Annotated in this window: 20 protein-coding genes and 2 pseudogenes; 7 read left to right on the top strand and 15 right to left on the bottom strand. The window is 56.3% G+C overall.

Going from position 1 to position 25,892, the window contains the following annotated elements; translation table 11 throughout:
• The first annotated feature begins 6 nt into the window (after positions 1 to 6).
• Complete coding sequence (locus POR16_RS01430) at positions 7 to 630, top strand: class I SAM-dependent methyltransferase (RefSeq protein WP_005888122.1); 624 nt, start codon at positions 7 to 9, stop codon at positions 628 to 630.
• A gap of 132 nt (positions 631 to 762) precedes the next feature.
• Here the strand turns inward: POR16_RS01430 and POR16_RS01425 are convergent, their stop codons facing one another.
• The 9 genes from POR16_RS01425 to POR16_RS01385 form a co-directional block, all read right to left on the bottom strand.
• On the bottom strand, positions 763 to 3,867 hold the full coding sequence (locus tag POR16_RS01425) for an efflux RND transporter permease subunit (protein WP_053931648.1): 3,105 nt from the start codon (positions 3,865 to 3,867) through the stop codon (positions 763 to 765).
• Positions 3,864 to 4,934 carry an efflux RND transporter periplasmic adaptor subunit gene (locus POR16_RS01420; RefSeq protein ID WP_005888119.1) on the bottom strand — a complete coding sequence of 357 codons (1,071 nt, stop codon included), beginning with the start codon at positions 4,932 to 4,934 and terminating at the stop codon, positions 3,864 to 3,866. The genes POR16_RS01425 and POR16_RS01420 overlap by 4 nt, the downstream gene beginning before the upstream one ends.
• Positions 4,931 to 6,049 (bottom strand): efflux RND transporter periplasmic adaptor subunit, encoded by a 1,119-nt coding sequence (locus POR16_RS01415; RefSeq protein WP_005888117.1) that lies wholly within the window; start codon positions 6,047 to 6,049, stop codon positions 4,931 to 4,933. The genes POR16_RS01420 and POR16_RS01415 overlap by 4 nt, the downstream gene beginning before the upstream one ends.
• Positions 6,050 to 6,333: 284 nt before the next feature.
• Positions 6,334 to 6,900: a hypothetical protein gene (locus tag POR16_RS01410; RefSeq protein WP_005888115.1), complete on the bottom strand. Its 567-nt coding sequence runs from the start codon at positions 6,898 to 6,900 to the stop codon at positions 6,334 to 6,336.
• A 147-nt stretch (positions 6,901 to 7,047) separates the two neighbouring features.
• Complete coding sequence (locus POR16_RS01405; RefSeq protein WP_042932076.1) at positions 7,048 to 7,782, bottom strand: RHS repeat-associated core domain-containing protein; 735 nt, start codon at positions 7,780 to 7,782, stop codon at positions 7,048 to 7,050.
• A 112-nt stretch (positions 7,783 to 7,894) separates the two neighbouring features.
• Complete coding sequence (locus tag POR16_RS01400) at positions 7,895 to 8,914, bottom strand: ABC transporter substrate-binding protein (RefSeq protein ID WP_005888111.1); 1,020 nt, start codon at positions 8,912 to 8,914, stop codon at positions 7,895 to 7,897.
• Between the two features lie 38 nt (positions 8,915 to 8,952).
• On the bottom strand, positions 8,953 to 9,819 hold the full coding sequence (locus tag POR16_RS01395; protein WP_005621338.1) for an ABC transporter permease: 867 nt from the start codon (positions 9,817 to 9,819) through the stop codon (positions 8,953 to 8,955).
• Positions 9,820 to 9,994: 175 nt separating this feature from the next.
• The gene (locus tag POR16_RS01390; protein ID WP_024668702.1) at positions 9,995 to 10,876 is read right to left on the bottom strand and encodes an ABC transporter ATP-binding protein; all 882 of its coding nucleotides are present in this window, start codon (positions 10,874 to 10,876) and stop codon (positions 9,995 to 9,997) included.
• A 16-nt stretch (positions 10,877 to 10,892) separates the two neighbouring features.
• The gene (locus POR16_RS01385) at positions 10,893 to 11,789 is read right to left on the bottom strand and encodes a TauD/TfdA dioxygenase family protein (protein ID WP_005888106.1); all 897 of its coding nucleotides are present in this window, start codon (positions 11,787 to 11,789) and stop codon (positions 10,893 to 10,895) included.
• 219 nt (positions 11,790 to 12,008) lie between these two features.
• Here POR16_RS01385 and POR16_RS01380 point away from each other — a divergent pair, with 219 nt between their 5' ends.
• From POR16_RS01380 to POR16_RS01355, 6 genes and pseudogenes are all read left to right on the top strand, one after another.
• Positions 12,009 to 15,107 carry an autotransporter domain-containing protein gene (locus POR16_RS01380; RefSeq protein ID WP_042932023.1) on the top strand — a complete coding sequence of 1,033 codons (3,099 nt, stop codon included), beginning with the start codon at positions 12,009 to 12,011 and terminating at the stop codon, positions 15,105 to 15,107.
• A 171-nt stretch (positions 15,108 to 15,278) separates the two neighbouring features.
• Positions 15,279 to 16,670, top strand: a complete 1,392-nt coding sequence (locus tag POR16_RS01375) for a DUF6861 domain-containing protein (protein WP_122379434.1) — start codon at positions 15,279 to 15,281, stop codon at positions 16,668 to 16,670.
• Entirely contained in the window at positions 16,663 to 17,280 is a 618-nt protein-coding gene (locus tag POR16_RS01370) for a GAD-like domain-containing protein (RefSeq protein WP_005888101.1), read from the top strand. Before POR16_RS01375 ends, POR16_RS01370 begins: the two co-directional genes overlap by 8 nt.
• Positions 17,281 to 17,334: 54 nt before the next feature.
• Positions 17,335 to 17,952 carry a GAD-like domain-containing protein gene (locus tag POR16_RS01365; RefSeq protein ID WP_122381204.1) on the top strand — a complete coding sequence of 206 codons (618 nt, stop codon included), beginning with the start codon at positions 17,335 to 17,337 and terminating at the stop codon, positions 17,950 to 17,952.
• Positions 17,953 to 18,006: 54 nt separating this feature from the next.
• Positions 18,007 to 18,623, top strand: a pseudogene (locus tag POR16_RS01360) (GAD-like domain-containing protein).
• Positions 18,624 to 18,677: 54 nt separating this feature from the next.
• Positions 18,678 to 19,291 (top strand): annotated as a pseudogene (locus tag POR16_RS01355) (GAD-like domain-containing protein).
• Positions 19,292 to 19,418: 127 nt separating this feature from the next.
• Here POR16_RS01355 and POR16_RS01350 read toward each other — a convergent pair.
• The 6 genes from POR16_RS01350 to POR16_RS01325 are packed head-to-tail and all read right to left on the bottom strand — an operon-like array spanning position 19,419 to position 25,595.
• Positions 19,419 to 20,645 carry an MFS transporter gene (locus POR16_RS01350; RefSeq protein ID WP_122381203.1) on the bottom strand — a complete coding sequence of 409 codons (1,227 nt, stop codon included), beginning with the start codon at positions 20,643 to 20,645 and terminating at the stop codon, positions 19,419 to 19,421.
• A 48-nt stretch (positions 20,646 to 20,693) separates the two neighbouring features.
• Positions 20,694 to 21,080 carry an ectoine synthase gene (locus tag POR16_RS01345; protein WP_003403190.1) on the bottom strand — a complete coding sequence of 129 codons (387 nt, stop codon included), beginning with the start codon at positions 21,078 to 21,080 and terminating at the stop codon, positions 20,694 to 20,696.
• 35 nt (positions 21,081 to 21,115) lie between these two features.
• Positions 21,116 to 22,297, bottom strand: a complete 1,182-nt coding sequence (locus POR16_RS01340; RefSeq protein ID WP_122381202.1) for an acyl-CoA dehydrogenase family protein — start codon at positions 22,295 to 22,297, stop codon at positions 21,116 to 21,118.
• Entirely contained in the window at positions 22,290 to 23,321 is a 1,032-nt protein-coding gene (locus POR16_RS01335) for a hypothetical protein (RefSeq protein WP_005888092.1), read from the bottom strand. Before POR16_RS01335 ends, POR16_RS01340 begins: the two co-directional genes overlap by 8 nt.
• A 16-nt stretch (positions 23,322 to 23,337) precedes the next feature.
• Positions 23,338 to 24,879 (bottom strand): class I adenylate-forming enzyme family protein, encoded by a 1,542-nt coding sequence (locus tag POR16_RS01330; RefSeq protein WP_005888090.1) that lies wholly within the window; start codon positions 24,877 to 24,879, stop codon positions 23,338 to 23,340.
• A gap of 35 nt (positions 24,880 to 24,914) precedes the next feature.
• Positions 24,915 to 25,595 (bottom strand): class I SAM-dependent methyltransferase, encoded by a 681-nt coding sequence (locus POR16_RS01325; protein ID WP_005888089.1) that lies wholly within the window; start codon positions 25,593 to 25,595, stop codon positions 24,915 to 24,917.
• Positions 25,596 to 25,892 lie beyond the last annotated feature (297 nt).

Genomic DNA, 25,892 nt, shown 5'->3' with positions numbered 1-25,892 from the left:
CCTTTGATGAAACTCGACCCACAGACCCTTGCGCAGATTACCTCGACCACCGTCAGTCATTACAACAGCGTGGCTGACGACTTCCGCGAAGGCACCCGCGACCACGACGTCAGCCAGAATATCGATGCATTGCTGCGCCACATCGACGGACCGAAGCCGTGGCAGATTCTCGATTTCGGCTGCGGCCCGGGGCGTGATTTGAAGACGTTCACGGCAATGGGGCATGTGGCGGTCGGGCTCGACGGCTCCGAGCGTTTCGCTGAAATGGCACGTGCCGAAACCGGTTGCGAAGTGTTTCAGCAAAACTTCCTTGAACTCGACCTGCCGGAAGGCCGCTTCGATGGCATCTTCGCCAATGCGGTGTTGTTCCACATACCGAAGCAGGAACTGCCGCGCGTGCTGCGCGAGCTGTATGCCACGCTCAAACCGGAAGGCGTGCTGTTCAGCTCCAACCCGCGCGGTCAGAACCAGGAAGGCTGGAACGGCGAGCGTTATGGCGCTTATCACGACCTGCAAGCGTGGCGCGAATTACTGACTGAAGCCGGGTTTACCGAGCTGGAACACTACTACCGTCCAGCGGGGCTGCCGAGGGAACAGCAGCCTTGGCTGGCGAGCGTGTGGCGGCGCTAGGCCTCGTGTCAATGCGCCGCATTGGCCAGAAGTTCAGGACGCTCTGCGTCCCCTTTGCGACGCAGAGCGTCTAGAAATGCATCCCCACGCGGAGCGTGGGGACGATAATCAAACCGGGGGCGTGGGCAATAATCATCCTTGCGCAGGCTGTGCGTTTTCGCTCTCGTTCTTGTCCTCGGCGTCCTTACGCTGTTCGTCTGTCGGCTCCTTGATGCGATACCAGGCCACGTACAGCGCTGGCAGAAACAGCAAGGTCAGCAGCGTGGCGATGATGATGCCGCCGATCATGGCGTAGGCCATCGGCCCCCAGAACACTTCGCGGGCAATGGGAATCATGCCCAAGCTGGCCGCTGCCGCCGTCAGCAGAATCGGCCGACGGCGATGTTCGGTGGCTTCGACCACAGCGTCCCAAGGCAGATACCCACTGCGCTCATAGGCATCGATCTGGGTCACCAGAATCACCGAGTTGCGGATGATGATGCCTATCAGCGCCAGAACCCCGAGAATCGCCACAAACCCCAACGGCGTACCTGTAGGAATCAGCGCCAGCACCACGCCTATAAGGCCCAGCGGCGCGACGCTGGCCACCAGAAACATCTTCTGGATGCTGTGCAGCTGAATCATCAGGAACGTCGCCATCAGGAACAGCATCAGCGGTGCAACGCTGGCAATCGGCCCCTGCGCCTTGCTGCTTTCTTCAACCGTGCCACCGGTCGCGACTTTGTAGCCTACCGGCAAACCGGCTGCAAACTTGTCGATTTCCGGCTTCAACTGATTGACCAGATCGGTCGGCTGAATCTCGTCGCGCACCGAGCCCTTCACGGTGATGGTCGGCTTGCGATCACGCCGCCAGACCAGCGGCTGCTCAAGCTCATAGCCGACATTGGCAAATGCCAGCAGTGGAATCGAGGTGCCGCTGGGGGTCACGATCTGCAGATTTTGCAAGGTTTCCGGCGTACCACGCTCGGCGTCTTCAGCACGTCCGACCACGTTGATCAGGTAGATGTCGTCACGCACCTGAGTCACGGTAGAACCACTGACCACGGTGTTCATCAGTTTGGCGACGTCCTCGGACGACAGCCCCAGTTGCCTGGCCTTGTCCTGATTGATGTCAATGCGCAGGACCTTGCCCGGCTCGTTCCAGTCGTAGATAACTTCGCCCACATGCGGGTTCTGGTCCAGCAACGTGGCCAGCTCGATGGCGTGCTGACGCACCTTGTCGATATTCTCGCCGCTGACGCGATATTGCAGCGGACGACCCACCGGCGGGCCCATTTCCAGCGCCTGTACGTAGGAGCCGATGCCGACGAAATCATCGCGCAGACGCTTTTGCAGCCGAGCGGTCAATGCGCCCCGCTCTTCCAGGCCTTTGCTGACAATCACCAACTGGGCATAGAACGGGTTTTCCAGCTGCTGATCGAGCGGCAGGTAGAAGCGCACCGCACCTTGCCCGATGTAGGTGCTCCAGCGCTCGATGTCCGGGTCGTCCTTGAGGCTCGCTTCAAAGCGGTCCACTACCTTGCGCGTCTCGTTGATTGAGGCGTTTTGCGGCAGGTTCAGGTCGACCAGAATTTCCGGACGGTCCGAAGACGGGAAGAACTGGTTCTGCACGAACTGCATGGAAAACAGCGACGCGGCGAACAACCCTACCGTGATGCCGATCGCCAGCCAGCGATGGCGCATGGCCCAAAGCATGCTGCCGTTGAACGCACGGCCAATGCGGCCGGGTTCTTCGGATTTCGGTTTGATATTGGCCTTGAGGATATGCACGCCAATCACCGGCGCAAACAGCACGGCAACCACCCACGACACCAACATCGCCACAGCAATCACAGCAAACAGCGTGAAGGTGTACTCCCCCGCCGAGCTGTTGTTCAGACCGATAGGCACAAAACCGGCCACTGTCACCAGCGTACCGGTGAGCATCGGGAACGCTGTCGAGGTGTAGGCGTAAGTCGCGGCCTGCTCCTTGGTTTCACCCATTTCCAGCCGTGTGACCATCATCTCCACGGTAATCATGGCGTCGTCCACCAACAGACCTAGGGCGATGATCAACGCACCCAGAGAGATCCGCTGCATGGTAATGCCGCTGTATTCCATGAACACGAATACCATCGCCAGCACCAACGGAATCGAACAGGCAACCACCAGTCCCGCACGAAACCCGAGGCTGACGAAGCTGACCAACAGCACGATGATCACCGCCTCGAACAACGCGCTGGTAAAGCCACCTACCGCCTTGTTCACCACCTCGGCCTGATCCGATACCTTGTGTACGCCGATGCCAACAGGCAGCTCGGCGGTCGTGGCGTCCATACGTTCATGCAGCGCCTTGCCGAACGCTTGAATGTTGCCGCCCTTCTGCATGGCGATAGACAGCCCGATGGCCGGTTTGCCGTCAAAGCGAAACAGCGGTTTGGGCGGATCGGTGTAACCGCGCGTGATGTCGGCAATGTCGCTCAGGCGGTAAAAACGGTCGTTGATCCGCAGGTTGACCGCGGCCAGATCCTTCTCGGAAGCAAACTGCCCGGAGGTGCGCACGGAAATCCGCTCTGGCCCCGCTTCTATCACCCCCGCAGGCGTCACCGCGTTCTGCGATTGCAGGCTCTGTACCACCTGAGTCTGGTCGATGCCCAGCGCAGCGAGTTTGCGCGTGGAGAAGTTCAGGTAGAGCACTTCATCCTGCTGGCCGATCATCTCGACCTTGCCCAGACCAGGCACTTCGCGGATGTCGGCACGAACCTTTTCTACGTAGTCACGCAACTGCCGCATCGAGAAGCCATCTGCGGTAAACGCGTAGATCGAGCCGTAGACATCACCGAACTCATCGTTGAACGACGGGCCTTGCAAGCCCTGCGGGAACTGGCCGCGGATGTCGTCGACCTTTTTGCGCACCTGATACCAGATCTCCGGTATCGCCTTGGCACTGGTGGTGTCACGCAGATAAACGAAGACCGTGGATTCACCCGGCCGCGTATAGCTCTTCACGTAGTCCAGCGAGTCCAGCTCTTCAAGCTTCTTCTCGATGCGGTCGGTGACCTGCTCCAGGGTCTCGTCCACCGTCGCGCCTGGCCAGCGGGTCTGGATAATCATGGTCTTGATGGTGAAAGACGGGTCTTCCTCGCGCCCAAGCTTCATGTAGGAAAACACGCCCATCAACAGCGCGACGAACATCAGGTACCAGACAAACGACTGATGCTTGATGGCCCACTCGGACAGATTGAAATTCCCTTTCATCGCGAGCGTTCCCCATCGACTTTGACTTGCTGACCCGGCTTGAGGCTGTTGACGCCTGCGCTTACAACTTTTTCGCCCGCTTTGACACCGTCTGCCAGCAGAAAGCTGTCGTTGTCACGACTGATGATGCTCACTGTTCTGGGGCTCACCGTCTGGCTTTGCGGGTCGACGATCCACACCTGAAGTTTGCCATCGACTTCCTGCAGGGCACTGATCGGTAAACGCATACGCGGCGAGATGGTCGAGCTGAGCTTCACGCTGATGGCGGTACCCAGCCGGAACGCTGGCGGGGTATCGGTCAGTGACAGCCGCGCGCGGCGTGTGCGCGTTGTGCTGTCGGCCTGAGGTTCGATTTCACGAATGATCGCCGTGGTGTTCACCTCAGGGTTCAACTGACTGGCAACGGTGAAAACCACATCGCCAGGCAATTGCTCCGCCAATGCAGCGGGCAGGTCGATAACAGCTTCCTTGATGTCGGGGCGCGCAAGAGTGACCACTTCCTGACCTGCGGTGACGACTTGTCCGGCTTCGACCTTCCACTCGGTAACCACGGCGTCGTGATCACTGCGCAGTTCGCTGTAGCTCAATTGATCGCGCGCCTGCTGGGCAGCGGCCTTGGCCTGCTCCTGCGACGAGCTGGCAGTCTTCAGGTCAGTCAGTGCGATGTCCAGCTGCGCCTGAGCACCGACGCCACGGTCGAACAGCTCTTGCTGACGACGGGCATTGGCCTGCGCGTTGATCCACTGCGCCTGAACATTGGCCAGGTCGCCCTGCCGGGCACGTACGTTATTCTGCTGATCGGTCGGATCGAGGGTGGCGAGCAAGTCGCCCTTCTTCACTTCGCTGCCGACGTCGACGTTACGCCGGGCGATACGTCCCGACACTCGAAAACCCAGCACACTCTGGTAGCGCGCCTGAATGTTGCCGGCGAAACGCCCGAAAGCCAGATTCGATTCAGGCAGTGCCTCAACGAAGACCACAGGGCGTACCGGCTCGGGGGGCTTTTCATCCTTGCCGCAACCACTTAACAAAAGGCCGCCCAGCAACAGACATGACAGGCGCTTCATGGCTTCACCTGCGCGTTTTGCTGTTCAGGCTGTTCGGCAATTTCGACCTGCATGTCCGGATGTAGCAACTGTCCGCCTGCCACCACAACTTTTTCTCCATTTTTGAGCCCGTCACCGATGATGACCTTGGCGGTCAGGTAGCGGGTGACAGTGACTTTGCGCAAGTTGACCTTGCCTTGCTCGTCCACCACCCACACGGCGGGCTTGCCTAATTGCTCGCCAAGGTCCTTGGTGAGCGCCGCCCAAGGCAACTCTACGCTGGCACTGGCAGGTGCGCTCAGCGCCACACTGACCACCGACCCCAGGTCCATGCCTTGCGGTAACGAATCGAGCGCGACCTTGACCTGCAACGTGCCGGTCTGCGCCGAGACGGCAGGCGTCACTTCGCGCACCTTGCCGCTGACTTTTATATTCGGGTTTTCGAGCAAAGTGACTTGCACCGGCTGATTGACAGGCGGCTGGACAAACAGCGATTCATACACGTTGAACACCGCATCGCGCTCGCCGTCACGGGCCAGATCGAAAATCGGTGCAGTAGCTTGCACGACTTGTCCGACCTCAGCCTGACGCGCAGTGATCACCCCTGGCGCATCTGCAATCAGCGCGGTGTAGCTCAGTTGCTCGCGAGCATTGGCCAGCTGCGCCTGCGCCGCTTTCAACGAACTCTCGCTACCGCGCACAGCCGCCTGAGCAGAGTCATATTCACTGCGGCTTGTGTAGCCCTTGGGCAACAGCTTTTGCTGGCGGACGAAAGCTGCGCGGGTCTGGCTCACGCGAGCCTGCTCGGCAGCCACCGAGGCAGCGGCGGAATCGACATTGATCTGCAGATCCTTGGGATCAAGTCGGGCCAGCACCTGCCGGGCAGTGACGCGATCGCCGACATCCACATTGCGCTGGATGATCTTGCCGTTGACCCGGAAAGACAGGCGGGTCTGCACACGGGCCTGAACATCGCCCGTCAACGCCACGCTGGCCGCGAAGTCGGCACTTTTTACCGTTTGCACATAAACCCTTGGCAGCTCCGGAGCGAGCGGCTTTTCCTCGCCACACCCCGCCAGCATCGCCAAGGCAGCAGCGAGACCGAATGTAATCAGTCTAGAAGGACGAACGGGCATGCAGACTCCTTGTGCGGCAGCCAGGGGTGGGGAGATATCAGGAGAGAATAACGTGAGCATGCGACTTTGCGCGAGGGGCAGGGTTCATTGGGCGAAGAACTTTTGCACTGGAATAACCCGGCGTGGGCCAGACCTGCGATGTCTTTTTGAGCCGAAGAGCAAGAATGAGTGATCTGACGAGGAGGATTACCCTCCGATGCCCCTCAGAGACGCCGGCTGGGAAACGCGGGGTCACCGGTGCAACATGAACAGCCGCACACAGTGCCCCTTAAATCCACACATCTTTATTCAGCGCTTTCTTTGTAGATATTCACACAGGATAATTTCCCGTCAATACCGTCTTTATAAAGCCCCTCAAAATATTCCAGCCCGTCTGTTACATCACCCGGCGGAAGGTCCGGCGCTAGAGAGTTAGGCCAGAAATTCTCTATAGACTTGGTCAATTTGTACTTATAATAATCGTCGTCAAAACGATTGCCGTCATTGCATCTATCGTCATAAAAAGCGATGACGGTCGGAGTGCCGTCTAGAGGATAAACATTGCTTAACCTGTAGGCAGTAGCAGCATCATTGTCGCATGAATAGTCGCCGCCCATTTGAACGAGTTTTTGACCCCACGGAATGCTGCAGGTCATTTTCCACCCGCCAGGAGCATTCTTGTCTCGTTGCCATAATTCCAGTGCAGCGGCTTTGCCGGCAGAGTGTGGCACCTCAAGAGGTACTGTCGGGGTGGTCATGCGAGGCTGACAGCCCAGCAATGTCGACAGTACTGTCACCGTCGCTATCGTTTTGATAAGAGTACTGTGCGGCCTGCACCCTTTTTTTATATATACCGCCGTCTTAATATTCATGACCTCTCCGTGCTGTCAACCATCAAACTTCCGTTTAGCGCAACATGACGCAGCATGTTGCAGGGAACGTCAGAGTGGCACGAGGGGTTGTCAGAAAATACTATCAACGTCGATAGGTATTTAGATCAGCGCTCAGATACGTATGACCTATAAGCGGGTCACTTCATCTTCGTTACGGATATTTGCAGTTCGGCGTGCCGCGCGCTTTGCCGCTTCTGTACGCGCAAAACCCCAGCTACGCATGCCTACAGTTGGAACAAAAAAAGCTACAGCGACCGCTGTCAATGGGAGAGCGACAGCTGAGTCAGGATCGACATTTCGGACAACAAAAGAAGAGGCCCACGTAATACCACTTGCCACCGCCCCTATCGCAACAACAGCTGAAATTCTCTCCGTCGTATTTGCCTTTCTTCTGGGCACCGTGACGAGCTGACCGGGAGGTGCATCCAGATCGGAATTCACCTTTACTCCTTTGATCACCGCTCTTATCGATGAACGATTAAGCATCAGACCAATGCCTGCCGTGAAAAGACCCCCACCGATATAGACAGATGAGAGTAATACATCTATGAACTCACGTCCGTCCGGATCAGCGCGATTAACCGGATCCCCCCCACAATATGCATACGCATTCAGCCCGCCTTTGCCGAATGGGCTGAGACTGTCGGGGCTGTTGAAGCGCATCAACACGGGGTTGTAGGCGCGGTAGCCATTACCCAGTAAATAGTGACCGGTAATGGAATCAAGCAACTCGCCATTGAAACCCGGCAGCGGGCCGGACTGCCGGGATACCTTCGTGATGGCCTTGGCGAGCGGTGTGCGGGTCGCGATACGGTCAAGCGCGTCGTAACGGTATCGGCACAGACTGATTTGCTGAGGCATGGCGAGTAACCAGGTAGCGGTGGGTAAAGCGAGGCACGCCTCACTGCTCCTCACAGTGAAGGGTTGAAGAGGCATCCGCTACTCGTAGAGTTGCTAGGTTTTCATACACTGATCAACTGCCGTCAGTACCCTGCGCTTCTTCGAAAAAGTAATCCTTCCAGCTCGCGGCCTTGTTTTTCAGCACGCCCAGCTCATGCAGTTTCTCGGCGTAGATGAAGGTGCGCTGCGGGGTGATGGTGAAGTCGATTTCCGGGTCCGAGACGATTTTCTCTACCAGCGGCAGCGGCAATTTCGATTGTTCGACGCGGATGTAGGTCTGCGCGGCAGCCGGCTTGTCGGCCTTGATGATCTTCTCGGCTTCGGCCAGTGCGGCGTAGAACGCCTTGTAGGTCTTGGGATTTTCGTCGTGGAATTTTTCGGTGGTGTAGAGCACGTTGAACGTCGCCTGACCACCCAGCACGTCATAAGAGCTGAGCACCTTGTGGACATTGGGGTTTTCCAGTGCCTGATACTGGAACGGCGGGCTGGAGAAATGCGAGTTGATTTCCGAGCCGCCAGCAATCAACGCTGACGTTGCATCCGGGTGCGCAAGGCTCACCGAGATGTTGTCGAATTTCTTGTAGTTGTCGTTACCGAATACCTTGGCGGTCTCGATCTGCAAGGTGCGCGACTGAAAACCCACGCCGGCAGCAGGTACGGCTATGCGGTCCTTGTCAGTGAAATCCTTGATGGTTTTCACGTTGGGGTTGTTGGTCAGCAAATAGTTGGGCATCGATCCCAGCGAAGCGATGGCCTTGACGTTCTGCTTGCCCTTGGTACGGTCCCAGATGGTCAGCATCGGTGGCACGCCTGCCGATACAACATCCAGAGCACCGGCCAGCAGCGCCTCGTTCATTGCCGTAGCACCGGAAATGCTGTTCCAGTCGACCTTGATGTCAAGCCCCTGCTCCTTGCCGTGTTTCTCGATCAGCTTCTGATCACGCACCACGTCGAGGATCAGGTAGCCGATACCGAATTGCTGAGCGATGCTGATCTTGCCTTCCGCCTGCGCGCCGCTGCTGAGCAAGGCACCGCACAAGCCGAGAGCGGCTGCCAGCACAGTCAGTGCCTGGCGTTGAAATGCAGTTGTCATGTGGTTCTCACCCTGATTATTCGAAAGAAGAAGGCGTTTCAACGCTGCATGCCCCAGCGCTTGACGGTCAGGCGCTCAATGTTGGCAAACAGCAGGTTCTCGACCAGCAGCCCAATGAGGATCACTGCAGCCAGGCCAGCGAAAACCTTGTCGGTATACAGCTCGTTACGATTCTGGAAGATGTACCAACCCAGCCCGCCTTTGCCGGACGAGGCACCAAATACCAGCTCGGCGGCGATCAGAGTGCGCCAGGCAAAGGCCCAACCGATTTTCAGGCCGGCGAGAATCGATGGCAGGGCAGCAGGAATCAGAATGTGCCAGACGAAGCGCAAGCCCTTCAGGCCATAGTTGCGCCCGGCCATGCGCTGGGTTTCCGAAACGCCGAGAAAGCCCGCGTAGGTATTGAGCGCCAACGCCCACAGCACCGAATGCACCAGCACGAAGATCAGGCTGTTCTGCCCCAGTCCGAACCACAACAGCGCCAACGGCAGCAGCGCAATGGCAGGCAGCGGGTTGAACATGGCGGTCAACGTGCTCAGCAAGTCGCGGCCCAGTTGAGTGGACACTGCCAGTGTGGTCAGAGCGAACGCCAGTACGATGCCGATCAGGTAGCCCTGGATCAGCACCGTCAGAGAGATCCACACCTTGCCCGGTAGCTCGCCGGAGATCAGCCCGTCATAAAAGGCGGCGGCCGTCTGCAGGAAACTCGGCAGCAGCAGATCGTTATTCTGCAGCCGAGCCGCAAGCTCCCAGATAACGGCCAGGGCGATCATGATCACGCTTTTGCGCACCCAGCTCAGCTGCCAGATGCGCTGCGCGAGCGGCAGGTCTCGGGCCAGGTCTTCCTGAGTGAAAGGCTCCAGCGTGATTTCGTACTCTTCGCGAGCAGGAGGTGCGAGGCTCATGGTTTGGGTTTCTCGGTAGTCGTAAAAAGCGTATACACAGCGCTCTGGGAAACGGTTTTTTTGTGAGAGCGGACTTGTCCGCGAAAGGGCCGGTGCACTCTCTGAAGATGCATCGTCTGAACTACCGTCTTCGCGACCAAGCTCGCTCCCACGCCCCTGCGGGCAGAAGCGCGTATCAATAAGCGATCCGGATGTCCTGGAAGTTCAGTTCCCGATCGACCGGCTCAGTCTCACCTTCGTCAAACAGCAGGCGATGAATACGCTGGGCGGTTTGCTGAAAGCCGACGCCGCCAAGGCTTTTCAGATCGTATTGATGGCTGTTGATTTCCGCCCGCACACGTCCCGGATGCGGCGACAGCAACAGGATGCGATTACCTACCACCAGCGCCTCTTCGATGGAATGCGTGACGAACAGCAAGGTGAAACGCACCTCCTCCCACAGCTCCAGCAGCTCTTCCTGCATCTTGCGTCGGGTCAGTGCGTCAAGCGCGGCGAACGGCTCGTCCATCAGCAGTATTTTCGGCTGCATGGCCAAGGCTCTGGCAATCGCCACACGGGCTTTCATGCCACCGGACAGGGTATGTGGATAGGCGTCGGCAAATGCGCTGAGGCCCACCTTTTCCAGGTAATAACGTGCGCGCTCCAGCGCCTCGGGGCGCTTCAAGGTGCGCGATGCCAGCAGCGGAAACATGACGTTCTCGATCACGGTTTTCCAAGGCGGCAACTGGTCGAACTCCTGAAACACCACGATGCGATCCGGACCGGGCTCGGTGACCTGGTTGCCAGCCAGACGAATCTCGCCTTCGCTGGGCTGAATGAAACCGGCCACCGCCTTGAGCAAAGTGGACTTGCCGCAGCCAGATGGACCAAGCAGCACGAAGCGATCTGCCGGGTCGACCTCGAAGCTGACCTGATGCGTTGCCCGCACCACACGTTCTGGCGTGCGGTATTCGAGGCTGACGCCGCGAACCTGCAGCAAGGGTTCGGCGGTGTGCTGAACAACCGGTTGCAGTTGGGCACTCGTGCTGGCCGTGTGGCCTTGCGCGACAGCATTCATGAAAGGCTCTCCTGACTCAAAACGGCGCGGAGCCTTGAATGGTCGTGCGATGCAGCTTGCGTCGCAGATGGGCCGGGCAACCGGCAGCCAGGTGAATCAGGGACCGGTTGTCCCAGAACACCATGTCGCCGGGCTGCCACTGATGCCGGTATATGTGCTCGGGCTTCACGCTGTGGGCGTAGATTTCGTCGAGAATCTGCCGGCTTTCAGCTTCAGGCAGGCCGAGAATACGCGTGGTGAAACCCTCGCTGACAAACAATGCCTTGCGACCGTTTTCAGGATGAGTGCGCACAATAGGGTGACTGACCTCGACCACCTGAGCCAATTGCTCGGCTGTCAGGGTCGGCCGCCAGCTAGCGGCGTTATGGCCTTCGGCATAGCGCGCGGTATAGCTATGAACCGCCGAGCGGCCTTCAACGGCATCGCGCAGATGTTGCGGCAATGTGTCCCACGCCTGGTGCATGTCCGCGAACAACGTGTCGCCGCCCTCACTGGGCAGTTCCTGGGCGTAGAGCATTGAACCCAGGCTCGGCAGTTCTTTATAGGACAGATCCGAATGCCAGTATTTACCGGCATCGCCCAAACCTACCGGCTGACCGTTTTCGACGATGTTGGAGACGATCAGGATTTCCGGGTGATCGGGCAGCAGAAACTGCTTGAGCACGTGGATCTGCAGCACGCCAAAGCGACGGCTGAAATCGATCTGCTGTTGCGGCGTGATGTGCTGGTCGCGGAAGACCACGACGTGATGATTCAGGTGCGCTTGATGCACACGTGCAAAGTCTGCGTCCTTTAAAGGTCTGGACAGATCCAGCCCGACGACTTCAGCGCCCACCTTGTCGGTGAATGGACGCACATCAAACGATTGCGAGGCGATGTGAGCGGACGATGAAGCGAGGGAGGCTGCTGGCATGAGAACTCCGACTCCAGAACAGACAATACTGAAAGAAGAAACTCTATAGGCATAAGAAAGAGTTTTTAAATACCGTTAGGGAATATCGATAGCGCTGAATATTTCATACCCATTTCACGCAGGCCTGATTCACCATAAATGTGTCATGACAGTTACATCGAAGTGTCAGAACTGCTTGCTAGGGTCGGCGCCTCATCCGAATCGAGTGAAGCGCCCGCTATGCGATCCAATAAACCGGTTGCCCATGTAATAGTGTCGTCATTGATACTTTCGTTGCTCGCCGTATCCGTTCAGGCGGCAAGCCGTTCAGGTGACAACCGTATAAACGGTGTCGACCTGCTTTCCGGGTTCAATACCTTGTGGACCACCGGTGCAACCTGGGATACGGGCACGCCGACCGCTCTGGGCCAGAGCCTGCTTCGGCGCAACCTGCAGATCGTGGTCGATCGCGCGAACTCGCGTACCCTGGCGCAGGAAACAGCCGCCTATTTTGACGACCGCCGCGATCAAAGCTACAGCGCAATCAGCGGTCTGGGTTCATTGAGTGCAGCCTACAAGACCGGCGCGGGTGCCTTCACAACCATCACTCAATTCGATGACAGCAACAAAACCGTCAAGTACGACGATAAAGGCAACGGCGCCGGCAGCTCGACTTCGGCACTGGGCAAGGTGGTCGATCTGGTAGGTGCTGTGCGCAACGATGCATCCACCACACCGGCCAAATCCCACTATCTGTACCCACGCCCGTGGCGACAGAGCCTGGACGGTCAAAACCTGGCGTTCGTGGTTGCGCCGTCCCTGCGCCCGGCCGAAAGCACCACGCCAGCCAGTGACTCGGGCTTCCCCAGTGGCCACACCAACGCGGCTTATCTTTCTTCCTACGCACTGGCCTACGCGATTCCCGAACGTTTCAGCGAGTTGATGCTGCGCGCTTCGGAAATTGGCGACAACCGCATCGAAGCCGGCATGCACTCGCCCTTCGACGTGATGGGCGGGCGCATTACCGCAACCTATTTCGCCATCGACAACCTGTCCAACCCGGCTAACGCCCAGTTACGCGCCGACGCCCGTGCGCAGGCACTGAGTTATTTCACGACGCAGTGCGGCGGCGACGTCAACAACTGCATGGCGAGCATCGACCCGGCTACCGATCGCACGTCCCAACACGCACAGGACAAGACGCTGTACACCTCGCGCATGACGTACGGCTTCGATCCGGTAGGCCCGACCAACCTGGCGCCAGTGGTGCCGACCAACGCTGAAGTCCTGCTGGAAACCCGCTTCCCGTACCTGGACGCCAGCCAGCGCCGCGAGATTCTGGCGACCACCGAGATTTCGTCCGGCTATGCAGTCATCGACCAGTCTGGTGGTTACGGCCGCCTGAACCTTTACGCAGCGGGCGACGGTTACGCGGCGTTCAACTCAAATGTCACGGTCAACATGAATGCCAGCCTTGGCGGCTACAACGCCATCGACGCATGGCGCAACGACATCAGCGGCAGCGGCGCGCTGATCAAGAACGGTACCGGCAATCTGATGCTGACCGGCAACAACACCTACTCGGGCGGCACCGTGATCAACGGCGGCGTGCTGACCGGTCACGCTCAGGCCTTCGGCAGTGGAACGATCACCGACAACGCGACGCTGGTGGTCGATCAGTCCACGAACGACACACTCGCCAACACCCTGGCGGGCAGCGGTGCGTTGATCAAACGCGGTGCCGGTTCGTTGAACCTGACCGGCAACAACAGCCTGTCGGGTGCAACCACTGTGCAAGCGGGTCGCCTGGCGGTAAACGGCAACCTGGGCAACTCCATCGTCAGTGTGCAGCAAGGCGCCACACTGGGCGGCAATGGCACGGTCGGCGGCATCAACGTTGCTCAGGGCGGCGTGGTTGCACCTGGCAATTCGGTGGGCCAGTTGAACGTGAACGGTAACGTCAACCTCGCTCAGGGCGCGGCTTACCAGGTAGAGTCTGACGCCAACGGCAACGCCGACCGCATTGTCGCCAGTGGCCGCGCAACCATCAATAACAGCACGCTGTCACTGGTCGAAGGCGGCAGCTGGCTGGCCGCGAGCCGTTACTCGATCATCTCGGCAGCCGGCGGCGTGAGCGGCGCGTTTACAGCAGTGCAAACCAACTTTGCGTTCCTTACGCCTACATTGAACTACACCGCGACCGATGTCGGGTTGACGCTGGATCGCAACGCACAGAGCTTTTCCAGCCTGGCGACCACCGACAACGCCCGCGCCGTCGCGCAAGGCCTGGACAGCGCTGGCGCTGGCAATGCGCTCTGGCGTCAGGTGGTGCAAGATGATGCGTCGACCGCGCAGGCTACGTTCAAGGCGCTGTCCAACGAGCTGCATGCATCGACGCAGTCTGCGCTGATCGAAGACAGCCGTCTGGTGCGCAACGCCCTGAATGACCGCATGCAGCAAGTGCAGTCCGCACAGGCTTTCGGCAGCTCGACACAAACCCTCGCCGGCGACGCTTCACGTGGCGTGGTCTGGACTCAAGCCATCGGTGCTACCGGCAAGACTGAAAGCACCCGCGATGTCTCGGGCCTCGACACGCACACCAGCGGCTTGCTGTTCGGCGCTGACGTACCGCTCGACGACACCTGGCGCCTGGGCGCAATGGCCGGTTTCAGCAACAGCAGCTTCGACCTGCGCCATGCGACGGGCTCCACTGACAGCGACAACTACCATCTGGGTGTCTATGCCGGGGCCAAGTGGGGCCAACTGGGCCTGCGCCTCGGTGCAGTGCGCACCTGGCATGAACTGACAGCCAAACGCACGCTGGACCTGCCGGGCTCGTCCGAGCATTTCAAGGAAGATTACAAAGCGGCGACCAATCAGGTCTTCGGCGAACTGGGTTACGCCATCGACATGGGTAACGCGCAGCTCGAACCCTTCGCCAACCTCGCACACGTACGGCTGGACACTGACGCGTTCGATGAAAACAGCAACGCGATCAGCCTGGAGAACAAGTCTCAGGATAATCACATCACCTTCAGTACCCTCGGCCTTCGCGCAGCCACGCGTCTGAGTGTCGGCAGCGTCGCCGTCAAACCCAACGCCACGCTGGGCTGGCGTCGAGCTTATGGCGACGTCACTCCGGAAAGCCGTGCAGCGTTCAGCGGCGGCAGCACCTTCGAACTCTCCGGCGCACCGATCGCACGCAGCGCAGCGGTACTCGGCGCAGGTGTTGATCTGGGGTTGAGCGATACGCTGAGCGTAGGGCTGAGCTACAACGGACAAGTGAGCAGCGATGCGTCTGATCAGACGCTGAATGCGCGGGTGACGTTGGCGTTTTAAAACTGAAAATTCCCAACTGTGCAGCTCTCTGCAAGTTTAGAGAGCTGCACTGCATGCAGGACTTTGCGACTCAACGTGTAGGACCCATCAGAAAACCTCAGGTCGCTTTGACTTCATTATCGGCCTTCTCTATCGTGCCCCTACCAGCCGGAGCAGTCAGGGAGACGCCGAATGCCGTTATGGAGCATTGTGCCAACGTGGTTCGATATAGAACGACGTTTTAGCCGAAGCATGGGCTACCAGCCTGGAGCCAGCTTCCAGCGCAGCCCCAACAATGAGCCTGTTTCGACGTTACAGCTCAACCTTCGCCGTATCAGCAATATCAGAACCGCATTCATCCGCGCCGAATGGCAAGCGGCCCGCCGACTTGGGCGGCGTTTCGCAGACATCGACATCGCCAGCATCATCAACGACCTGATAGACGTGGTTAGCCAAATGGCCATGATCGTCGCGGGCAGTACGCTCGTCGGGGGCGCGATAGGCGCGGGGATCGGCTTCGGTTTCTTTGGGATCGGCGCGCTTCCTTCTGGCGCAGCGGGTGCAGCAATCGGCCTGGAAGTCAGCACCTGGATTTTGGCGATTCTCGGCCTGGCCTCCATCGCCGAATTTTTCGTCGACGGCCTTCCTCAGATTGTCGACCATTACGTGCGCGGCATCAAAGTCGCCTGGGAAGGCACCCGTGGCGAGCCTGGCCTCAACCCCTTCGGCGGCGATGATCCCCAGGTTGTAGACCGCGCCGCCTATCACATCGCCCAAGGCCACGAAGAAGTGGTGATACTGCTACTGGGCGCCATCGTCGCCTACCTGACGCGCGGCCGAGGCAATGCAAGCGTGCTTGCCAGCGAAATGCAGGCCAGTTCAAAAGGTGCGAAGCTGGGCCAATGGATGCTCCAGCACGAAGAAGCCCTGAAAAGACACCCCGACCTGCAAAACGCCGGCCCTCGTAGAGGGGCGCTGGACAAACCGGAGTCACCGCCCCCGCCTCCACCACCCAATCGACGTGCGGATGAACCTGAGCCGAAGAAACCGTTGGGTATGGCGGAGCATGAGGTGCCATGCTTTAGATTAAGTGAAAAGCACCGCAACCTTGCTAAAGAGTTTGATGACCAGCTAGAAGCTCAGCAAAATGGGCTGAATGACCTGACGGTGGATGAGTACCTGAAAGGGCGGAAGGCTTTTACGGATGGCGATGTTGTAAGGGATCCTAAGGTGGCGAGGGATGCACGCAATGAATTTAGACAAAAGTTAAAACAAGACTTCATAGATGAACTAAGGTCAAAAAATATAAGTGCATCGGAAGCAGAGAGTCAAGCAGAGCTACTGGCCGCACAAAAAATGTCTACATTAGCAGCCTTGCATAATCCTGACTTATTTGCCGGAGGAAAAGACATTATCGGGGGCTTTGGTGACAAACGGATCAATTCAAGCATAGGCCCTCAGTGGTCGAACCGTATAGGCGGATTGGACAGCGCTGCCAACGATATTCCTGAGTCAATTCGTGATAGCACGAAGATTAACGCGAAACTTGAAAGATGTGATAAGAAAGGGGTTAAAAATGGATGAGGATTTCGCTTTTTTTCTAGAAAAATTCGGCACAGAATTTAGCCGCCAAGAGGTTCCCACATCAAGTATTGATCGGTACAAAAACAAACTACCTAATCAGCTACTTGAATACTGGAAAGATCATGGCTGGAGCGGATATGCTCAAGGAATATTCTGGACGGTCAACCCTCAAGACTATGAAGAATTACTTGAACAATGGCTTGTGGGCACAGATATATTTGAACAGGACAACTATCATGTTATAGCCCGTAGCGCTTTTGGCAAGCTTTATGTGTGGGGTGAAAGACAAGGTAGTTGCCTGACCATTAACAGCTACTTAGCCCGATACACTCCACGAACCTCTAAATTTACAGGCGAAAAGCTTGACTTCGGCATAAAAGTTTTTTTCTCGTCAAAAAAACCTGACGAAAGCGATTTAGACGATCTATTCAGACCGGCTCTCGAAAAACTCGGCCCACTCAAAAGTGACGAAATGTACGGCTTCGTTCCTGCGTTGGCACTCGGTGGTCCAATGGAATTAAAAAATCTGCAAAAAGTAAAAACCATCGAACACTTAACATTCCTATCTCAGCTCTCTCCACTTCAGGACTGGGGATTTCCTGATGTTTGAATTCGGGAACCAGAAATTGGCTTTCTTTGTAATAATGCTAGCTTGGACTGCATGATGGACGAGCACTATGCTTTTTTTCTCAAAAAATTTGGCCCTGCAGTTGAACGACAGCTGGTTCCAGCGCCAAGCATTGCCAGGTACACAAACAAACTTCCTGAACAGCTATTAAATTATTGGGAAGATTTTGGCTGGTGCGGATACGCTGAAGGCCTGTTTTGGACTGTGAATCCGCTGGATTACGAGAGCCTGCTCAACACTTGGTTTGCAGGTATAGAAGCTTTCAAAAGTGACAACTACCACGTCATCGCTCGCAGCGCATTCGGAGAGCTTTGTGTGTGGGGAGAGAAAAGTGGCTATAGCCTGTCCATCACCAGCTATATGTCAAGATACTCAACCAGAAACTCTACATTTACGGGAAGCAAATCCGATCTTGGAGTTAAAGTGTTTTTTCTATCAATGAATCCTGAGGTCATTAATGTTGCAGATCTGTTTGAGCCTGCCCTGGAGAAACTGGGAAGGCTAGACAGTGACGAAATGTATGGATTTGTACCTGCTATAGCCCTTGGTGGTTCCATGGAGCTGAAAAGCTTACAGAAAGTAAAAGTTTTCGAACACTTAGAGTTTCTATCCCAGCTCTCGCCACTTCAGGATTGGGGTTTTCCTGATGTCTAAATTCGGAAACCATGAACTGGCTTTCTTTATGACACTGCTGGCTCGGACTGCATGATGGATGAAGACTTCGCTTTTTTCTCAAGAAATTTGGCCCTGCAGTTGAACGACAGCTGGCTCCAGCGCCAAGCATTGCCAGGTACACAAACAAACTTCCTGAACAGCCATTAAATTATTGGGAAGATTTTGGCTGGTGCGGATACGCTGAAGGCCTGTTTTGGACTGTGAATCCGCTGGATTACGAGAGCCTGCTCAACACTTGGTTTGCAGGTATAGAAGCTTTCAAAAGTGACAACTACCACGTCATCGCTCGCAGCGCTTTTGGAGAGCTGTATCTTTGGGGAGAAAAAAGCGCAGACAGCTTGTCAATAACCAGCTATATGTCACGCTACTCTACCAACAGCTCAGTATTTGCTGGCGAAAACCTGGACTTTGGAATTAAAGTATTTTTCTCATCAATGCAGCTTGAGCATAATGACTTAGACAGCCTTTTCAAGCCCGCGCTAAAAAGTCTTGGCCCGCTCAAAGCGGATGAAATGTATGGCTTCGTACCCGCATCGGCGCTCGGCGGACCAGTGGAATTAAAAAATCTGCAAAAAGTAAAAACCATTGAGCACCTTACGCTTTTATCTCAGATCTCTCCACCTCAGGATTGGGGATTTCCTGATGTTTAAACTCGGGAACCAAAAGTTGGATTTCTTTGTGACGCTGCTATCACGGACCGTGTAATGGACGAGCATTATGCTTTTTTCCTCGAAAAAATCGGCCTGGCGATTGAACGCCATGAAGTACCGGTATCAAGCATTGCCAAGTACAAAAATAAACTTCCCGATCAGTTATTAGACTACTGGGAGGAATATGGCTGGAGTGGCTATGCGAATGGAGCGTTCTGGACTGTCAACCCACAAAATTACGAATACTTATTAAAAAGCTGGCTTACGGCTGTTGATATGCCAAAAGAGAATTACTGTGTCATAGCGCGTAGTGCATTCGGCAAGCTATATGTGTGGGGCGAAAAAAGCGGATGGTGTTTAACTATATCATCATATAGCCCTCGCTACTTTAGGCGAACATCTAAATTTACAGGTGAAAACTTGACTTTGGCGTGAAAGCCTTCTTTTCATTCGTTGATCCTGAACACAATGACTTGGAGGGACTTTTTCAACCTGCCTTTGGTCATCTTGGCCCACTAAAAAGTGATGAAATGTACGGTTTCGTTCCTGCTTTGGCACTCGGCGGACCGATGGAATTAGAAAATTTACAAAAAGTAAAAACCATCGAGCACTTAACATTCCTGTCTCAGCTCTCGCCACTTCAGGATTGGGGATTTCCTGACGTTTGAATCCCCCAACGGATCAGCGCTCACGGAGGTATTGACCCGGATTGCGTAATGGACAAAAACGGTGCTTTTTTTAAGGATTCAGCCCCGGCTCTCGCCTGATTCGGCGAAACGGAGTCAGCCCTATTTTTCATTTTCCGGCATCCCGATCAGCCTCAAGCATCGAGGGCGGGAATGGCGCGTGGGCCTTTGCAAACCACCACACTGCGCCTGCCCCGAGCATGGAGGTCAGCACGGCCAGTATCAGGATTACCTTTTGGGTGCCCAAGGGTGCGGCCAGCAAAGCCACCAGCAAACCTGCCAAAGGCTGGGACAGGTTGTTCAGCAACGTGATCACGCCCACTGTCTTGCCGAAGTCCTGGGCCGGTATCACCCGCTGCCGGATAGTGCGCATGTAGACGTTGAACATCTTGTCGAAACCGACGATCAACAGAAACCCCACCGCATAGCCGATCAGGTTAGGGCTCAGGGCGCTGATAAATGCCCCGATCGCAATCATTGAATACCCGACCCCGCCCAGAACCCGCAGAGGCAGCACGACACGGGCCAGAAAGAACAGGATCACGATAGTGGTCACCGCACCCGCCGCCTGCAGTCCTGCATAGTTGTCTTTGCCTGCGCTGTACTCGCCGATCATCATGGCTGCCGAGGTCGCCAACGTCACACCGACGATCAGGTTGACCCCTACCGCCAGCGTGATGATCTTTTTCAATTCCGCCAGGCCACGGATGTGCCCAACAGCAATCCGCAAAGGTTGCAGCCAGATGTCCTGATGCTGCTCGAACACCGCAAGCGTAATACGGCTAAGACGTTGCCACGCCAACATACTCAGGTCTGCCAGCAGGAATAATCCGGCGACCCAGAGCACCACCCAGTGCCAGGCCCATACCTCCAGCATCAGAGCCGCCACCAGAGGCCCGAGCACCAGCCCCGTTTGGTCGGCGATCTGGGAATAGGACAACGTTTTGGTGTAGCTGTAGTGCTGAAAGATATGGGGCATGAGCACTTCGCGAGCCATGATGCCTTGCGTGGTCAACACCCCGCACAATGCCGAAAGCACCACAAGCCATCCAATGCCACCAAAGATTGCGTAGAACCCCATCGCCAGCACGCAGAGCAATGCCCGGTAGACCTGACTGATGTGCAGAATTCTGATAGGCGAGTACTTGTCGCACAGGGCACCGCACAACGGAAACGCGAGAAATCTCGGTAAAGATTCGACAAAGAAAGCCAGCCCGGCCCATGAGGCGCTGTTGGTGGTCTGGAACACCACCAGCGGCACGATAAACAACAGGATCTGATCCGCCAGTCTCGATAGAAAAAGCGAGATAAAAAAAGCGAGGTAATCCTTACGCATGGAGAACTCCTATCAGTAAGCAGTGTGGCATAGCGGCCAGAAGAAACATCAGTAGGCGGATCCCGTACCGTCATTGAGGTTATGTCGCTCGTCCCCACGCAAAGGCGGATTGAAGACGCTGACCAGTATCAGGTCCTGCTCCTTGCCTCCGCGCAGAAAGTGCCGATCATGCTGGTCAAGCACATACACATCCCCAGGCCGGATCGGAAATACGTTGCCTTGCATGTCCTCGACTTCGCCTTCGCCTCCAATGCAATAGCACGCCTCAAGATGATTACGGTAATGCAAGAGCGACTCTGTGCCCGCGCGGACAATGGTGTGGCACAGCGTAAAGCCCATAGCATCACGTTCAGTGAGCAGACGGTGACTGGTTCCGGCGCCCCATTCGACGAAATAAGGGGTGTTCTCGACATCGGTTTTGTTGCGAACAAACATGTGAAATCTCTCTGAGGTGGCCGACGGGGGGAAACTCAATTCTTTTGAGCGTTGTCAGTGGCAGGCCGCAGAATCGCGTCGCCACAGGCCTGCATCGTTTCGTTCCAGGCCACGTCTCGGTGCGCGGCCATCGCCTGGATATCACGCCAGTGACGCTGAAGCGGGTTACTGGCGACCAAGGAAGACGCACCGAGCCTTTCCACTAACCGGTGCACGGCATGCACGCATTGTTGCGCCAGATAGGCGCGGTCGCGCTTGAGCTGCAACAATTGCGCTGCGTCCAGAACCCGGTCACTGAGTCCCGCCTCGTGCAGCCGGGAGATCAACGAGTCATACAACAGCTCGACGCTGTAGAGCTGTGCGGCCGAGTGAGCAGCCTGTTCGGCGATCCGGGGATCACTTACCGCCCATGAACTGTTGAAGGCAGCTACAAACGCGGCAAGAGCACCCTCTGCACAGCCCAGTAGCGGGCCAATGATCGAGGTGGTCAGATAGGGCACGAGGGGCAACCTGTCGATGTAGTCGCACGCCAATGCAAGCGGGTCCTGCGCAAACACTTCGTGCAGCGCGAAGACGCGGTCATGCGGCACCAACAACCGCCGGAGCAGCACGTCGTGAGAACCGGTTGCCGCCATGCCGCAGCTGTCCCAACTGTGAAGCCTCTCCACTTCGTTGGCGGCGACCAGCACCAGAAAGCGCGGGGTGCAAGCGGCTTCGGGGTGGTCAGCGCAGGGGGCGTTGAGCATTAACCAGGTAGCATCCTCAATGCCCGAACTGAAGCGCCAGCGCCCGTCAACCCGAACACCTTCTGGCTCAAAGGACAGCAGGCTATCGGTACTGGTAGATGCTGAAGCGAACAACTGTCGTGGACCATGCCTGTAAAGCTGGTCTACGCAGGAGGGGGGCAGTCGCCGGGCGATTGAGCCGTGACCACCCACCAACGCCAGCATCCAGCCTGTAGAGGCACACGCCCGAGCCGCAATCCGTGCGCTTTCTACCAGAGTGGGCCAGTGACCCGTACGTGTGACAGGCGCGCGTGGCGACACCAGATCCAGCCAGCCTTCGGTAAACAGTTCGTCGAATGTGCTACTGCTCAGCCGGCGATTTTTTTCGGCCACAGCAGCCCGCTCTCGCCACAAAGGCAGATACGCGGCCGCCCGCTGACACATTAAGAACACTACGTTGCGCTGGAGCGCTTGCTCGGCAGGCTCAAGCATCGCCAAACTCCACAACACCTTTTTGCGAAGGAGCTATGGCGCCAAGACGCGAACGTTCAAAGCAAAAATCCGCTGGCTGGACTGTCGGGCCCAGTAGATCCAGAAACTGTTCTAACTGTTGCGGGTCGTCCGAGGCAACGAACTCACAGAAGTTGCTGCTGCTCCATAGAAGGTGCACACATTTGAAGCGAGCGCAAAGAGCGCTCACCAGCACCTCCAGCGCGACTTGACCGTTTTGCATGTGTTCGAGCATCTGCTGGCGCTTCCAGCGTATCTCTTCTTCACTGAAGTAGCGGGTCTTGAACAGCTCATCCTTGATCCGCTCCCGCAAAAGGTATTCTTCCGGCTCGGGGTGATCGAGCTTCTCCAGAAAAAATACCAGGCCGCCCGGCTTCAGAAATTGCTTGATGTGGGAAATCTGGCCAACGCGGTCACGGGTATAGAACTGGAATGCGGCCATCTCATAGATGAAGTCGAATCCCCCCCTGAAGCGATCGTATTCGGGGGTAGCCAACAGAGCGCCTGTTACCTTGAACACCGACTGCGCAAAGAACAACGACAACGCCGGGTCGGCATGCCGATTGAAGGTAATCTGATTGGCTGCGTTCGGAGAGGACGTAAAGCTTTGAATCAAGCCATGCGAATGACCCGCGAGTGCGCGGCCGTTACTTCCGTCAAAGGCGTCCACTTCGAACAGGCTGAAGGTTTGACCTGTTTCCCTGCTATTTAGCTGAGCAAAACGGGTCAGCGCAACGCCGACTCTGGCCAGTTCCTCGAGGATGTAGGGCACGCTGGCCAGAAAGTGGGAAAATAATGGCCCGGCACCCGAGATGAGTCGATCGTGGTAATCAAGGACCTGCGGGTCCTGGATTTCGCACCGTAGATGACTGTCCAGGGACTGCAAGGGCACTTGAGTGGCACCTGTTGCCAAACTGTGGAAGTGTCCTGAAAGTTTCAACATCGCACTCTGTTGCAGGTCACGGTCGAGGGGCGTGTCGACATTTGGCTGGAGTGACGTCTTCATGGCATAGCTCCTTCTATCAGATTAGTCCTTTGGCGGAAAACTTGCCCGAATCGGTTTTTGGCAGAGCCTCAAGAAACACGCACTGAGTCGGGACCATGTGCCAATCCAGATGCGCCTTGCAATAGTCGATCAGCGTTTGTCCGCTGGTCTGACGGTGGTCGCTATCAAGCACGATGCAAGCCTTGGGCACATGCCCGGCCGACTCGTCAGCGACCGGCACCACCAGCACTTCGGCAACCGCCGGGTGCGAAGCCAGACACTGCTCGATCTCCCGCGGGTTCACGTTCCAGATATTGCGCGCAAATACGTCGTCCTTGCGGGCAACATAGTAGAGATAGCCCTCTTCGTCCTGCTTGAACAGATCGCCCGTGCGGTACAGCCGCGAGTGACCGAAAGCATTGTGAACAAAGGCTCTGGCGTTCGCTTCAGGCATGTCCCAGTACTCAAGCATCAGGTAGTCGCTTGTCACCAGCAGCTCGCCAACCTGCCCAGGCTGGTCGATCACCCGGTCATGCTCGTCCAGCAAGTACAGACTGACACCGGGCAGAGGTTTGCCTACAGATGTTGGCCGGCGATCAATTTCCTCAGGGGGCAGGTAGCTCACGCGCTTGCATTCAGTGAGTCCGTAGTTAGAGAAAATCTGCACCTGAGGCAGCGCCTGGCGAATGCGCTGAATGTGACGGCTATGAAGGGCCTGTCCGCTGCTGGAGATATAACGCAAGGCAGGTACCCGTGCCTGCCACTCAGATCCGGCATTGGCCAGCAGGAAAAATACCGGAGGAAAGACATGCATTGCGGTCACCGCCTCGCGTTCGACGACCGCGAGTATTTCTTCTGCACTACCTGCAGGCCGGCTCTCAATGACACTGGTAGCCCCTGCGTACAACGGCATCATTACGTTATAGACGCCGTAGTCCGATGCCAGTGTTGAATAGCTGAGGATTCGGTCATCGGCTTCGTTACCCAGGTAAGCCGTGACCCGACTGCTGGCCGCCAACATGATGCGGTGATTGACGAGTACGCCTTTCGGATTGAAGGTCGATCCCGAGGTATAAAATATCGATGTGGGGCGTTCAGGGTCATCGGTCAATAATGAGGCTACGGCGCTCACTTCCTCGCGGTACCCCGAGACAGCCTCGGCAAGTTGAATAACCCCAGGTATTGCTGTTGGAATCGGGACGGTGAGCAAAACAAGCTCGAGACCGGCCTCATTGATCAAGTCAGGCAACTCATCAGTGCAGTCGGTGATCAGCACCCGGGCACCGGAATGCTTGAGTTGATGAATCAGCTTGGTACGGCTGAGGGTGTGATGAGTCGCAGCGGTGATCACTCCGGCTTGCAGCATACCCAGATAGCTTGCGATCAGGTCAATGGAGATAGGCGCATAGAGACCTACACGGTCGCCAGGGAGGATACCGAGCGTTGCAAGCAACGACGCGATGTCATCTACCCGCTGTTGCAATTCCCGATAAGAAGTCGCTTGCCCGTCTAGAATAATGGCCGGCTTGGTCGGATATCGACTGGCGTTATCTGCGATAACCTGATGAAATAACTGCATCGTTTAACTTCCTTTTAAGCGAAACATCCCTGGCATCACTTACGTTTTTTAGCACACACCGACACATAAGTACCTTGCCAAGTATAAGGCTCTATTGGCAGGCTTACGGAGTCGGTAAGTGGCCAACTTTGATTATCAAAAAAGTGACTAAAATCAACAATATCGAATCCACTAAGCCATCGATCAAAAAAGCCCTCGCTGTCCTGAATGGAGAGCCCGGCTTCTTTATCCCAGATAAACGGCTCTCCCGTAGCTTGAAAGAAACGAGTCAAGTCGGACAACAAGTCCAGAACGATATACCCGCCGGGTTTCACTGCACCGATTATTTTCGGCATGACCTGTTGAAGCTCATCTTTAGTGAAAAAGTGGAGCACTTCAGAACACACCAGTACGTCGTAACCTTCAGGTGCTGGAGTGTAGTTCAGGATATTCGCTTGCTGAAAATTCATGTCCTTTAGCCATGGGTTGAGCTGGCGGCTATGTACCGTGCTGTCAACCATGTCCACGCCGCTAAGGCTGTAGCCTTTAAGCGCCAAAGCCGCGAGGTTGCGACCGTCTCCGCAGCCAAGCTCCAGCACATCACCAGGACCATCAGGCAAGTTTGATAAAAACCGTTTTAACTCCTCCCTTAACTCGCCAAACAAAGTACCACTACTGCACGCACTGTACTCGCTGTCGTACCACTTTTTCAGAACGGAACTGTCCACTACTCTCATAGTAACTCCCTGTCCATTTTAGAGGTCAATGTACAACACATTGTTTCGCGCTACCGGCGCGACCTGCAAATACCAACAATGATATTATGGACTTTGAAGCGCTGTAGCGAATAGAAGATGGCGATCGAGACAATAGGGCATCATTTAAAATCCATTTTATTATTAGTCGTGTCGCATCCATTTTTAACAGCCTAATAAACGGATTGCAGCGGGCGAAATATCTACACCTAACCCCACTTTCTGTCAAGAAAAATCAAGGTATTGGATCCGGTGTTTTGTCACCGACGAATGTCAGGA

Source organism: Pseudomonas coronafaciens pv. oryzae str. 1_6 (assembly GCF_000156995.2).
Lineage (GTDB): Bacteria > Pseudomonadota > Gammaproteobacteria > Pseudomonadales > Pseudomonadaceae > Aquipseudomonas > Aquipseudomonas tremae.
This window is presented reverse-complemented; position numbering and strand designations above follow the sequence as displayed.